The sequence below is a fragment of the Nocardiopsis deserti genome, from assembly GCF_008638355.1.
GTDB classification, from domain to species: Bacteria; Actinomycetota; Actinomycetes; order Streptosporangiales; family Streptosporangiaceae; genus Nocardiopsis; species Nocardiopsis alborubida.
In genome coordinates this window covers 37,436-50,038 of record NZ_VWVS01000019.1, presented here as the reverse complement: position 1 = coordinate 50,038, position 12,603 = coordinate 37,436, and the positions used below count along the sequence as shown (strand labels likewise).

Here is a 12,603-nt window from a genome sequence, read left to right as displayed (position 1 = left end):
AGGGCACGGCGGGGCGAACCGTGCGGAGGATACGCGGTACGTACCGTACCGGCCGGGTGCGTCACGCACCGCCGACCGCGCCCCCGCGCCCGGGACGGCCGTCTCCGGCCGCGTCGGGGCCGCGTCGGGGCGAAGGCCCCTGGAGCTGCCCCGGGAGTGGGGACGGTACCCTCGTCGAGCCAGTCGAACTCCACCTCGTGGGGCAGGGAACCCGGTGCGAATCCGGGACTGACGCGCAGCGGTGAGGGTGACGGGCGGGCACGCCCCGGGGACGCGCTTCCCCGGGACAGCCACTGGAGCGCACGCTCCGGGAAGGCGCTCCGCACCGGTCGATCCCGAGTCCGAAGACCTGCTGGCGCTGGCGGTGACGGGCCGCCAGGTCAACCGCGGACCCCGCGAACGGGTCCCTGACCCGAAGGACGCGCATGTCCCCGATGGGTTCCCCATCCCCATCCTCCACCGTCCGCTCCCGGCGCGACCGCTGCCCGGGCGCCCTGCGGCCCTGGCCCGCCGACGACGGGCTCCTGGTCCGGCTCCGGCTCGTCGGCGGCAGGCTCCCCGCCCGCCCGCTACGCGCCCTGGCCGCCGTGGCCCAGGAGTACGGCGACGGCCGGATCCACGTCACCGGGCGGGCCAACGTGCAGCTGCGCGCCCTGCCCGGAAGCGACGGGCGGCTGACCCCCGAGGTGCTCCGGGCCCTGGAGGGAACCGGCCTACTGCCCTCGCCCGCCCACGAACTGGTCCGCAACGTCATGGTCTCCCCGTGCACGGGACTGGCGGGCGGGAAGGCCGACCTGCGCCCCGTGGCCGCCGCGCTGGACGCGCTGCTGTGCTCCGAGCCCCACCGCGCCGCCCTTCCCGGCCGCTTCCTCTTCGCCCTGGACGACGGAAGCGGCGACCTGCTGGAGCGCTCCTGCGACCTGGGGATCGTCGCCCTCGACGCGCACACCGCCCAGCTCAGGGTCGGCGAGCGCTGGGGCCCGCTGACGCCGCTGGACGAGGCCGCGGCCACGCTCGCGGGCCTCGCCGACCGGTTCCTGGAGCGGCGCGGCGACGGCCCCGCCGCACCCTGGCACGTCGCCGAACTCGCCTCGCCCCTGGCCGCCCCGGCACCGCCGGACCCGCGGCTGCCCGACCCCGCGCCACCGCTGCCGCACGGCCTCCTTCCCGGCATCGGACGGCACGTCCCCGTGCCCGCCGACGGCCTGGACCGGGCCGCCGCCGACGCGCTCACCGCCGAAGCGCTCGACGCCGGATCCGGCGAACTCGTCGTCACGCCGTGGCGCGCCATCCTTGTTCCCGGAGGACACAGGCTCGTCCCCGGAGAACACGGTCACGTCCACGGGGAGGCGCGGTGACCTCCCCGAGACGCCCGAACCGGCACTACGAGTACGTCGACGACGGGCCCGCGATCTACGCCGACTCCTTCGCCACCATCCGGCGCGAGGCCCGGCTCGACCACCTGCCCGCCAACGCCGAACGGCTCGCCGTGCGGATGATCCACGGCACCGGCCAGGTCGACCTCGCCGACGACCTCGTCGTCCACCCCGACCTGGTCCCCGCGGCGCGCGCCGCCCTCCGGGCCGGTGCGCCGATCCTGTGCGACGCGCGCATGGTGGCCTCCGGCGTGACCGCGAGCCGCCTGCCCAACGACAACGAGGTCCTCTGCCTCCTGGGCGACGAGCGGGTTCCCGGTCTGGCCCGGGAGTGGGGCACCACCCGCACGGCCGCCGCGGTGTCGCTGTGGGAGCCGCTGCTCGACGGCGCCGTGGTCGCCGTCGGCAACGCGCCCACCGCCCTGTTCCACCTGCTGGAGATGCTGGTCGACGGCGCCCCGCGACCCGCCGCGATCGTCGGCTGCCCGGTCGGCTTCGTCGGCGCCGCCGAGTCCAAGCAGGCGCTGACCGAACTCCGCGACCGACACGGCGTCGACGTCCCCTACGTGACCGCGCGCGGTCGCCGCGGGGGATCGGCGATGACCTCATCGGCCCTCAACGCACTCGCCAAGGAGGAAGAGTGACCGGCCGTTTCCACGGCGTCGGCGTCGGCCCCGGCGACCCCGAGCTGATCACCCTCAAGGCGGCCAGGCTCATCGCCGCGGCCGACGTCGTCGCCTACCACGCGGGGGTGGGCAAGGAGTCCAACGCCCGCCGCATCGCCGACGCCCTGATCCCGGACTCCGTGGTCGAGGAACAGCTGACCTACCCGGTGACCACCGGCGCGACCGACCACCCGGGCGGCTACGCGGGCGCGCTCGCCGACTTCTACGAGGAGTCCGCCGCGCGGCTGGCCGCCCACCTGGACGCCGGACGCGACGTCGTCCTGCTCTCCGAGGGGGACCCGCTGTTCTACGGGTCGTACATGTACATGCACGACCGGCTGTCCGAGCGCTACCCCACCGAGATCGTGCCGGGGATCCCGGCGTTCGCCGCCGCCACCGCCGCCGCGGCCGCCCCGCTGGCCCGGCAGACCGACGTGCTCACCGTGCTGCCCGGCACCCTGCCCGAACCGGAGCTGGCCCGCCGCCTGGCCGACACCGACGCGGCCGTGGTCATGAAGCTGGGCCGGACCTTCCCGGCCGTGCGCCGCGCCCTGGCCGCGGCCGGGCGGCTGGAGCACGCGGTGTACGTGGAGCGGGCCTCGATGGGCGGGGAGCGGCGGCTGCCGGTCGCCGAGGTCGATCCGGCGACGGTGCCCTACTTCTCCCTGGTGCTGGTCACCGGGGACAGCCGCAACGGCCGGCGTTCGCGCCAGGTCGGCGCGGCCGCGCGGACGCAGGCGGCCCATGCGACGCGAACGGCGCAGGCGGCGTCCGGTCCCGTCGGAGCGGCGGCCGAACTGCTGGTCGTGGGCCTGGGCCCCGGCCCCGAACACTGGCTCACCCCCGAGGCCTCCGCCGCGCTGGCCGAGGTGGACCACGTGGTGGGCTACGGCCCCTACGTCGACCGGGTCCCGCAGCGCCCCGGGCTCACCCGGCACGCCTCCGGCAACACCGTCGAACTCCAGCGCGCCCGGTTCGCCCTCGACCTGGCCGGGCGCGGCGAACGCGTCGCCGTGGTCTCGGGTGGGGACGCCGGGGTCTTCGGCATGGCCACCGCCGTGTTCGAGGCGGCCGAGGACCCCGCCTACCGGGACGTGCCCGTCCGGGTGCTGCCGGGGGTCAGCGCCGTCCAGGCGGTCGCGGCCCGTGCGGGCGCCCCCGTGGGCGGCGACTTCGCGGTGATGAGCCTGTCGGACCGCCTCAAACCGTGGGAGGTGGTCGAGCGGCGGCTGCGCGCCGTCGCCGAGGCCGACCTGGCGCTGGCCGTCTACAACCCCGCCTCCCGGTCCCGGACCGGGCAGATCGTGACCGCGCGCCGGATCCTGCTGGAGCACCGCAAACCCGACACCGTGGTCGTCGTCGGCCGCGACGTGGGCCGCGACGGCGAGTCCCTGACGGTGACCACCCTGGGCGAACTCGACCCGGCCGCCGTCGACATGCGCTGCCTGCTCATCGTCGGCGCCTCGGGGACCCGGGTCACCGGGGCGGGCCGCGTGTGGACCCCGCGGTGGGTGAAGCCGTGACCGTGCACTTCGTGGGCGCGGGGCCCGGCGCCGCCGACCTGCTGACCGTCCGCGCCACGCGGATGCTCGCCGGGGCCGACGTGGTGCTCTACCCCGGCACCTACCTGGACCCGCAGGTCCTGACCCACTGCGCACCCGGCGCCGAACTGGTGGACACCCAGGGCCTGGACCTGGACCGCATCACCGATCACCTGGTCGCCGCGCACGCCGCGGGCCGCGACGTCGTACGGCTGACCTCCGGCGATCCGTCGCTGTACTCGGCACTGGCCGAGCAGACCCGCAGGCTCGACGCGCACGGCGTTCCGTGGGACGTCACGCCCGGGGTGCCCGCGTACGCGGCCGCCTCGGCGCTGGCGGGACGGGAGCTGACCGTGCCGCTGGTGGCCCAGTCGGTGGTGCTGACCCGGACACGGGCCCGTTCGAGCGCCATGCCCGGCACCGAGTCGCTGTCCGCGTTCGCGGCGACCCGGGCCACGCTGGTGCTGCACCTGGCGATCCGGCGGGTGCGCGAGCTGATGGCCGAGATCGAACCCGAGTACGGCGGCGACTGCCCGGTGGTCGTGGTGCACCGGGCCAGCCAGCCGGGCGAGGCGGTGCTGCGCGGCACGGTCTCCACCGTCGCCGACGCGGTGGAGGAGGCCGGGTTCCGGCAGGCGGCGGTGATCCTGGTGGGGCGGGCGCTGGATCCCCGGGCGGGCGGTGAGTCCTACCTCTACGACCCGGCCCGCCCCCGCGTCAGTACCCCGCCGCCAGGAACCACTGGGTGACCGTGCGGGCGGGCGTCCAGCCGGTGAACGCCCCGATGGGCGCGGTGGTCTCGACCGCGACACGGATCAGCTCGCCCCCGTGGCGGCGGTGAGGGGCGGTCGGACCGGGCCGCCCTCGTCCGGGCCGTCAGTGTCAGCGGACGAACCGCTTGAGTGCTTCGGTGTCCAACGTGACGTCGGCTCCGGGGATCTGGACGGCCTCACCGTAAGGATGGGTACTTCGGTCCAGGTACTGGCCGCGGACGGGTCGGCTGTGGACCACGACGGCATCGGCGTCCCGGTCCACCAGCAGGTAGACGCCGATACCGGTCGCCGCATAGGCGGCGGGCTTCTCAACACGGTCACGGGCATGGGTGTCGGCGTCCCAGGAGGTGACCTCGACCACGGCCAGGACACCCTCCGGGTCGGCCCATTCTCCCGCCTGGTCGAAGTGACCGATCGGGGCGAGGATGCCGTCGGGGCGGGCGCGCCCGTTGCGGTAGGTGTCGACCTTGATGCCCAGTCCGCTGGTGATGAGGTCCAGGTCGGGGCGGTGGGCGATGAACTCACGCATCAGCCACGTGAGGATCCCCGCGTGCGCTCCGTCGGTCACCTTGTGGACCCAGACCTTCCCGTTGAACATCTCCATACGAACACGGTCGGCCTCGAACGCCTGTCCGGCGAGGTGCTCGAACAGCTCCGGACTCATCGGAAGCGCTGGCGTTTCGGGTGGCGGGTGGTGTTCTACGACGGTCATGAAGCCCCCTGGGTGATGTCCGTGGTGGTGAGCGACGACGCGGACACGGCTTCTGGCCAGAGTAACGCCGAGGAAGGACGGAAGGTATGCCCGAAGCGAAGATCTGCGGAGCCGGGGTCCTCCAGGGCGCCGAAAAGGCAAACCGCACTGTCCCTACGATGCGCCCCAGCCGTCCCAGCCGGAAGCGGCTGGCTCCGTCCGAGGCCCAGGATCACTCGGGTCGTTGCCGGGCGGACATGACCAGGAACCACTGGGTGACCGTGCGGGCGGGCGTCCAGCCGGTGAACGCCCCGATGGGCGCGGTGGTCTCGACCGCGACACGGGTCAGCTCGCCCCCGTGGCGGCGGTGGGCGTCGGCGAGCAGGTGCTCGGTCTCCAGCGTCACCCCGTGCACCACGATTCGCCCTCCCGGCCGCAGCGCCCCCAGGCAGGCGTCGAGGACGCCCGGCCGGGTCGCGCCGCCGCCCACGAACACCGCGTCGGGCGCGGGCAGCCCGGCCAGCGCGTCCGGCGCGCGGCCGGTGACCACGTCCAGTCCGGGAACGCCGAGGCGGCCCGCGTTGCGGCCGATCCGCGCGGCCCGTTCGGCGTGGGCCTCCACCGCCGTGGCGGTGCAGGAGGGGTGGGCGCGCATCCACTCGATGCCGACCGATCCCGCGCCCGCGCCCACGTCCCACAGGTGCTGGCCCGGCGAGGGCGCCAGCCGGGCCAGCGCCGAGGCGCGCAGGTCCCGCTTGGTGAGCTGCCCGTCGTGTTCGAAGGCGTCGTCGGGCAGGCCCGCGACCAGGCCGTACCCGGGCGGGCCGAGGAGTTCCAGGGCCAGCACGTGCAGCGCGGGCACCGCGCCGGGAGGGTCCGCGAGCCAGTGGTCGGCGGTGCTCTCCAGGCGCGACTCGGAGTCCGCTCCCAGGTCGCCGAGCACGGTCATCCGGCTGGTGCCGTAGCCCGCGCCGACCAGCAGGGCGGCGACCGCCGCGGGAGTGCCGCCGTCCGAGGAGAGCACCAGGACGCGGTGGCCGGGTGCGAGCTGGCGCAGCAGCAGGCGGGGGTCGCGGCCGACCAGGCCCACCACCGCGCAGCGTTCCGCGGGCCAGCCCATGCGGGCGCGGGCCAGGGCTACCGAGGAGACGGCGGGCTCCACCCGTACGGCGTCCGCGCCCAGCAGGTCGATCAGGGTGGTGGCGACGCCGGACACCAGGGGGTCTCCGGAGGCCAGCGCCACGGTGGAGGCGCCGTCAGGTGCGGCGCCGTCGAGGGAGGCCAGCAGTGGCGGCAGGTTCTCGCGCAGGGGTGAGGGCCAGGCCTGGCGGCGCTGTCCGGGCCGGTCGGGGAGCATCGCCAGGTGCCTGCGGCCGCCCAGCACCGTGTCGGCGGCCAGGACGAGCGCGCGCAGACGCTCGGGCAGGCCGGACCAGCCGTCGGCACCGATGCCGACGACGGTGATCCCGGGTTCGGGGGGAGGGGGCGCGTCATCCTTCATTCCCCGGACGCTATCGTGGCGGCAGGCATGAGGTGCCCCAACGGCCCAGCCATCGGAAACGGTGGGGACGGCCGACGGGGAGAATCTGGGAAGCCCGGTGAGACTCCGGCACAGGCCCGCTGCGGTGAACCGAGCCTTCCGTCCAGGAAGGACCCGGCAAGTCCGAAGACCGGCCTCGCGCCCGTCCCTTACCGATGGCGACATGAGCGGGAGCCTCTACATGCCATTGCGGTCACCGCACTACCCCTTTTCCGCGATCGTCGGCTGCGACGCCGAGGAACTCGACGACCTGGGCCTGTCCCTCGTCCTCACCAGCGTCTCCCCGGAGATCGGCGGCGTCCTGGTGCGCGGCGAGAAGGGCACCGCCAAGTCCACCGCCGTCCGGGCCCTGGCCTCCCTCCTGCCGCCCGTCGACGTCTACCAGGGCGACCGGTTCTCCGTGGACCCCGCCGACCCGGCACAGCACTCCCCCGACGGGCCCTTCGGGTCCGGAGCGGCCGTGGAGAGCCGCCCGGTGCGCCTGGTCGAACTGCCCGTCGGCGCCACCGAGGACCGCGTCCTGGGCTCCCTGCACCTGGAGCAGGCGCTCACCCACGGCAGGGTCGCCTACGAACCCGGTCTGCTGGCCCGGGCCCACCGCGGCATCCTCTACGTCGACGAGGTCAACCTGCTCCACGACCACCTGGTCGACCTGCTCCTGGACGCCGCCGCGACCGGTCAGGTGACCGTGGAGCGCGACGGGTTCTCCGTGGAGCACGCGGCCCGGTTCCTGCTCATCGGCACCATGAACCCCGAGGAGGGCGAGCTGCGCCCGCAGCTCCTGGACCGCTTCGGGCTCACCGTCGAGGTCGCCGCGCCGTCCGACCCCGCGGCCCGCGCCGAGGTGGTGCGCAGGCGCATGTCCCACGACGCCGACCCCGCCGCCTTCGCCGGGCGCTACCACGAGGCCGAGAAGGCCCTGGCCGAGCGCATCGCGGCGGCCCGGGAGGCGCTCGGGCGGGTGCGGCTGTCGGAGGCGGCGCTGCTGAAGATCGCCGAGGTGTGCGCGGCCTACGACGTGGACGGCCTGCGCGCCGACATCGTCACCGCGCGTACGGCGATGGCGCACGCGGCCTGGGCGGGCCGCACCTCGGTCACCCGGGCCGACATCCGCCGCGCCGCCACGCTCGCCCTGCCGCACCGGCGCCGACGCAACCCCTTCGACGCGCCGGGGCTCGACGAGGAACTCCTGGACCGGATCCTGGGCGACGAGGAACCGCCGCCCGACCCCCCGCAGCCGCCGGGCCCGGAGGGGAGCGACGACCCCGACGGCTCCGACACCCCGCCGGAACCACAGGACCCGCAGGGCCCCGCCAGCGACGACGACCCCTCCGACGGCGCCAGCCCCCCGGACGGCGCCGGGGACGCCGCGCCCTCCGGAGAGCAGCCCGACCAGGAGCGCTCCCCCGCCTCCGCCGAGCACGCGCCCGACGGTTCCGAGGGCGACTCCCCCGAGCCCCGCCCCTCCGGCGCCTCCCCTGCCACGGCCAGTGCCGCCGCCCCCTACCGGACCCGGCTGCTCACCGTGCGGGGCTCCGGCGAGGGCGCCGACGGCAGGCGCAGCCGGGCCCTCGGCACGCGGGGCCGACGGATCGGCGCCGCCGCGCCCGGCCGGGGTACGGGCAGCGCGGTCCACCTGGTCGAGACCGTGCGGGCCGCGGCGCTGCGGCCCCAGGGCGGCGGCCGACTGCGGTTGCACCCCCGCGACCTGCGCGTGGCGGTCCGCGAGGGCCAGGAGACCAACCTGGTCCTGTTCTGTGTGGACGCGTCCGGCTCCATGGCGGCGCGCAGGCGCATGACCGAGGTCAAGACCGCGATCCTGTCCCTGCTCCTGGACGCCTACCGGCGCCGCGACAAGGTCGGCCTGGTCACCTTCCGGGGACGCGGGGCCGAACTCACGCTGCCGCCGACCCGTTCGGTGGACGTGGCCGCGGCCCGCCTCGACGACCTGCCCGCCGGAGGGCGCACCCCGCTCGCCGAGGGCCTGGAGGAGGCGTCCCGCGTCCTGCGGCGCGAGCGGCTGCGGGACCCGAGGCTGCGCCCGCTCCTGGTCGTGGTCACCGACGGCCGGGCCACCGGCGGCAAGGGCGCCGTCGGCCGCGCGATGGCCGCCGCCGACCACGTCGCCGGACTGGGCGTCACCACCGTCGTGGTGGACGGCGAGTCCGGGCCGCTGCGCCTGGGCCTGGCCGCCTCCCTGGCCGCCCGCCTGGGCGCCGACCACCTGCCCGTCAACGAGGTCAGCGCGGACGCGCTGGGCACCGCCGTACGAGAGAGGGCCGCCTGATGCCCAAGGGACAGCCGCTCGTCGTCCCCGACGACGGGCTCACCACGCGCCAGCGCCGCAACCAGCCCCTGTTCGCCGTGCACACAGGTGACGGCAAGGGCAAGTCGACCGCCGCGTTCGGCCTCGCGCTGCGCGGCTGGAACCAGGGCTGGCGGATCGGGGTGTTCCAGTTCGTCAAGTCGGCCAAGTGGCGCATCGGCGAGCAGACCGTGCTGGAACGCCTGGGCGAACTGCACGAGCAGACCGGTGAGGGCGGCCCGGTCGAGTGGCACAAGATGGGTTCGGGCTGGTCGTGGAGCCGTCGCAAGGGCGACGCCGAGGACCACGCGGCGGACGCCGCCGAGGGTTGGTCGGAGATTCGGCGGCGGCTGGCCGACCAGACGCACGACCTGCTCATCCTCGACGAGTTCACCTACCCGCTGAACTGGGGCTGGGTCGACGTCGAGGACGTCCTGGCCGCCCTGCGGGACCGCCCCGGCCGCCAGCACGTGGTGATCACCGGCCGCCGCGCCGACCCGCGGCTGCTGGAGGCCGCCGACCTGGTCACCGAGATGACGAAGGTCAAGCACCCCATGGACGCCGGACGCAAGGGCCAGCGGGGCATCGAGTGGTGACGTCCCCGGGCGCCTCGGAGGGTTCGCGAAGCCGGACGGCGGGGGCCGCCGAGGAGTGCGCGAGAGCCGGGGAAACGGGGGTCCCCACGCCCGCCGGGAAGCGCGGGGGAGGCTGGAGAAGGGGGTCCCCGGAGCCCGCCGGGCCGACGCCGCCAGCCCGACCGACGGCATCGCCCCGACCAACGACACTGCCCCGGCTGATGATCGCCGCGCCCATGACCGGGCAGGGCAAGACCACGGTCGCGACCGGGCTGATGGCGGCGCTGCGCGACGCCGGGCACGCGGTGAGCGGCCACAAGGTGGGCCCCGACTACATCGACCCCGGCTACCACGCCCTGGCCACCGGGCGCCCCGGCCGCAACCTCGACCCCCACCTGGTCGGCGAGGACCGGGTGGCGCCGCTGCTGCTGCACGGGGCGCGCGGCGCGGACGTCGCCGTCATCGAGGGGGTGATGGGCCTGCACGACGGGCGGCTGGGCACCGACGGGTTCGCCTCGTCCGCGCACGTCGCGGCCCTGACGCGGACACCGGTGGTGCTGGTGGTGGACGTGTCGCGGATGTCGCGTTCGGTGGGCGCGCTGGTGGCGGGGATGGCCGCCTACGACCCGGCCGTCGAGGTGGTCGGGGTGATCCTCAACCAGGCGGGTTCGGCGCGCAACGTCGCCGAGATCACCCGGGCCACGCACCTGCCCGTCCTGGGCGTGGTCCACCGCGACGAGCGGCTCGCCAGCCCGTCCCGGCACCTGGGGCTGGTCCCGGCGTCGGAGCGGGCGGAGTCGGCGCGCGTGGTCGAACGGCTCGGGGAGCACATCGCGCGCCAGGTGGACCTGGACGCGCTGCTCGCGGCGGCCCGCTCCGCACCCGCCCTGGACGCCCGCCCGTGGGATCCGGCGCGGACCGAGGGACTCCCCGCGTCGCGGCGGCCGGTGGTCGCGGCGGCGGGCGGCAGGGCCTTCACCTTCCGCTACGCCGAGACCGAGGAACTGCTCACCGCCGCCGGGTGCGAGGTCGTCGCCTTCGATCCGCTGGGCGACCCCGCGCTGCCCCCGGGCACCCGGGGCGTCTACCTCGGCGGCGGCTTCCCCGAGGTCTACGCCGGCCAGCTCGCCGCCAACCGCGGACTGCTGACCCAGCTGCGCGAGGCGGTGCGGGACGGGGTGCCGACCGTCGCCGAGTGCGCGGGCCTGCTCTACCTCGCCGAGACGCTCGACGGCGAGCCCATGGCCGGGGCCGTCCCCGCGCACGCCCGGATGACGGGGCGGCTCACCCTGCGCTACCCCGAGGCGGTCTCACCCGGGGACACCCTGCTGACCCGGGCCGGGGAGAGGGTCACCGGACACGAGTTCCACCGCACCGGTCTGACCCCCGGCGCCTGCGGTGACCGCCCGGCGTGGGAGATCGAGGGCGCAGCGGAGGGCTTCGCCTCGCCGACGCTGCACGCCTCCTACCTGCACGTCCACTGGGCCGGTCACCCCCGGCTCGCCGCCCGCTTCGCGGACGCCGCCCGCGCCGCCGCCTGACCGGGCACCGTGGACAGCGGCATCGGGCCGGACAGCACCTGCGACGGTCCTCCTACCGAGGCCCGTCAGGGACGCCTCCGTTCCCGACGGCGGTGGTCCGCCGGGTGGCCCCCGCCGCGAGGAAGGCCAACAGAAGCGCCGCACAGACCACCAGGATCGCCTGCTGGATGCCGTAGAGCCCTCCGAGCAACCCCAGCAACGGCGGCCCCCCGAGGAAGGCCGCGTATCCCAACGAACTGATCACGGACACCCTCGCCGCGGCTCTCGCGGGATCGTCCGCCGCCGCCGCGATGCCGACCGGGAACCCCATCGCGGCCCCCGACCCCCACAGGAGCGCTCCCACGAGAGCCCACGCGACCGCGTCGCCGAAAACCATGACGAGTACGCCGCAGAGGGCCAGTCCGACCGATACGCGAAGGACGCTGGCGCGGCCGAAGCGGGCGACGAGGGCGCCTCCGGTGAGGCGCCCCGCCGTCATCGCCGCCACGAAGGCGGCGAACGCCAGGGCTCCCGTGTGCTCGGCGGCGCCATAACCGTCGACCAGAACGTACGCGATCCATTCGTTGGCCGTGCCTTCGGTGAAGGCGAATCCCAGGACGCATATTCCGACAAGAAGGGTTCGCCGCTCACGCCAGGAGGCCCACAGCACTCCCCCGGGCGCGCGCGTGACATCGCCTGTGTCAGGCGCGTCCGCGCCTTGGGTGACCCGGCTGAGCAGAAGGGCCGTCAGCACCAACAGTCCTGCCATTCCCAGGTTCTGGCTCGGCAGAGGTACCGACACGCTCGACAGGAACGCACCGAGAAGGGCCCCGAGCACGGTTCCCAGACTGAGCGCTGCGTGAAGTCGCGGCAACAGGTTCTCGCTGCCGATGAGGTGCGCTGTACGTGAGCCGACAACGTTCATGCTGACTTCCCACAGCCCCATTCCCGACCCGACGAAAAAGAGTGCGGCCGCCGCGACAGGCCACGAGGCGATTCCCAGGCCGATGGCGAGCAGCAGCAGCCCTGCTGCCGCAAGGGAGATACCGGCGGTGGTCCCCCGGCTCCCGCCGAGGCGCTGGACCAGCAGGCCTGCCGCGGGGAGCCCGGACACGGCCCCGGCGGACAGCCATAACAGAAGCAGGCCGAGTTCCGCCGTGGACAGGCCCAGTTCCGCCCCCAGAGCTGGCACGCGACTCACCAGCGCCGCGTACATCACTCCGTTCGCCGTGAAAGCGCCATAGACAGCCGCCTTGCTGCTGATGACGGTCGTGCTGGGCATCGCGGTCTCTCGTGTATGGGCACGATGGCGCCGGTCAACGGAATTCGCGCAATTCTCCGCCCCCCGCCGCCCCATGCACATCACCGGCGCGGCGGCGTATTCGCAAAGGAATCGCCCATCCAGTCAGCGGAATTCAATTTCCGCATGCACGTGTCGTACATTGACCCCCGGTCACGCTACACGCTCCGATGCGACGCCGGAAGGGGGGTCACCGGGCCGACTTCAACCGAACGCGCGTCGGGTGCGCACCAGACGAAACAGGCGCTGTCACCTCGGACGACGGCGGTTGTCGGAATCGACCCGGAACTGCCTTCGCGTCCTTTCGGCCACACCGT

At 74.8% G+C, this 12,603-nt stretch carries 10 protein-coding genes and 2 riboswitches; of the genes, 7 read left to right on the top strand and 3 right to left on the bottom strand.

The window, feature by feature from the left end; all coding sequences use genetic code 11:
* The first annotated feature begins 164 nt into the window (after positions 1–164).
* Positions 165–371, top strand: a riboswitch (cobalamin riboswitch).
* A 54-nt stretch (positions 372–425) separates the two neighbouring features.
* Genes FYW99_RS24800 through FYW99_RS24785 form a run of 4 tightly spaced genes read left to right on the top strand, consistent with a single transcriptional unit; the run spans position 426 to position 4,331 of the window.
* Positions 426–1,358: a nitrite reductase gene (locus tag FYW99_RS24800; RefSeq protein WP_150254444.1), complete on the top strand. Its 933-nt coding sequence runs from the start codon at positions 426–428 to the stop codon at positions 1,356–1,358.
* The gene (locus FYW99_RS24795; RefSeq protein WP_150254443.1) at positions 1,355–2,020 is read left to right on the top strand and encodes a precorrin-8X methylmutase; all 666 of its coding nucleotides are present in this window, start codon (positions 1,355–1,357) and stop codon (positions 2,018–2,020) included. The genes FYW99_RS24800 and FYW99_RS24795 overlap by 4 nt, the downstream gene beginning before the upstream one ends.
* Positions 2,017–3,564, top strand: coding sequence for a precorrin-2 C(20)-methyltransferase (locus tag FYW99_RS24790; protein ID WP_150254442.1), 1,548 nt, complete (start codon positions 2,017–2,019; stop codon positions 3,562–3,564). Before FYW99_RS24795 ends, FYW99_RS24790 begins: the two co-directional genes overlap by 4 nt.
* A complete protein-coding gene (locus FYW99_RS24785; RefSeq protein WP_150254441.1) occupies positions 3,549–4,331 on the top strand; it encodes a cobalt-precorrin-4/precorrin-4 C(11)-methyltransferase in 783 nt (260 codons plus the stop codon). Before FYW99_RS24790 ends, FYW99_RS24785 begins: the two co-directional genes overlap by 16 nt.
* A gap of 133 nt (positions 4,332–4,464) precedes the next feature.
* Here FYW99_RS24785 and FYW99_RS24780 read toward each other — a convergent pair whose 3' ends face one another.
* Together FYW99_RS24780 and cbiE are read right to left on the bottom strand one after the other, a co-directional pair.
* Positions 4,465–5,067, bottom strand: a complete 603-nt coding sequence (locus FYW99_RS24780) for a Uma2 family endonuclease (protein WP_150254440.1) — start codon at positions 5,065–5,067, stop codon at positions 4,465–4,467.
* A gap of 211 nt (positions 5,068–5,278) precedes the next feature.
* Entirely contained in the window at positions 5,279–6,547 is a 1,269-nt protein-coding gene (gene cbiE, locus FYW99_RS24775) for a precorrin-6y C5,15-methyltransferase (decarboxylating) subunit CbiE (RefSeq protein WP_150254439.1), read from the bottom strand.
* A 50-nt stretch (positions 6,548–6,597) separates the two neighbouring features.
* Positions 6,598–6,739: riboswitch (cobalamin riboswitch) on the top strand.
* 34 nt (positions 6,740–6,773) lie between these two features.
* On the opposite strand from cbiE, the gene FYW99_RS24770 reads away from it, so the two are divergent.
* From FYW99_RS24770 to FYW99_RS24760, 3 genes are all read left to right on the top strand, one after another.
* Complete coding sequence (locus FYW99_RS24770; RefSeq protein WP_150254523.1) at positions 6,774–8,873, top strand: VWA domain-containing protein; 2,100 nt, start codon at positions 6,774–6,776, stop codon at positions 8,871–8,873.
* The gene (gene cobO / locus FYW99_RS24765; protein ID WP_150254438.1) at positions 8,873–9,487 is read left to right on the top strand and encodes a cob(I)yrinic acid a,c-diamide adenosyltransferase; all 615 of its coding nucleotides are present in this window, start codon (positions 8,873–8,875) and stop codon (positions 9,485–9,487) included. The genes FYW99_RS24770 and cobO overlap by 1 nt, the downstream gene beginning before the upstream one ends.
* Positions 9,488–9,687: 200 nt before the next feature.
* A complete protein-coding gene (locus tag FYW99_RS24760; protein WP_150254437.1) occupies positions 9,688–11,007 on the top strand; it encodes a cobyrinate a,c-diamide synthase in 1,320 nt (439 codons plus the stop codon).
* Between the two features lie 52 nt (positions 11,008–11,059).
* Here FYW99_RS24760 and FYW99_RS24755 read toward each other — a convergent pair whose 3' ends face one another.
* Positions 11,060–12,268 carry an MFS transporter gene (locus tag FYW99_RS24755; protein WP_223839508.1) on the bottom strand — a complete coding sequence of 403 codons (1,209 nt, stop codon included), beginning with the start codon at positions 12,266–12,268 and terminating at the stop codon, positions 11,060–11,062.
* Positions 12,269–12,603: the final 335 nt, after the last annotated feature.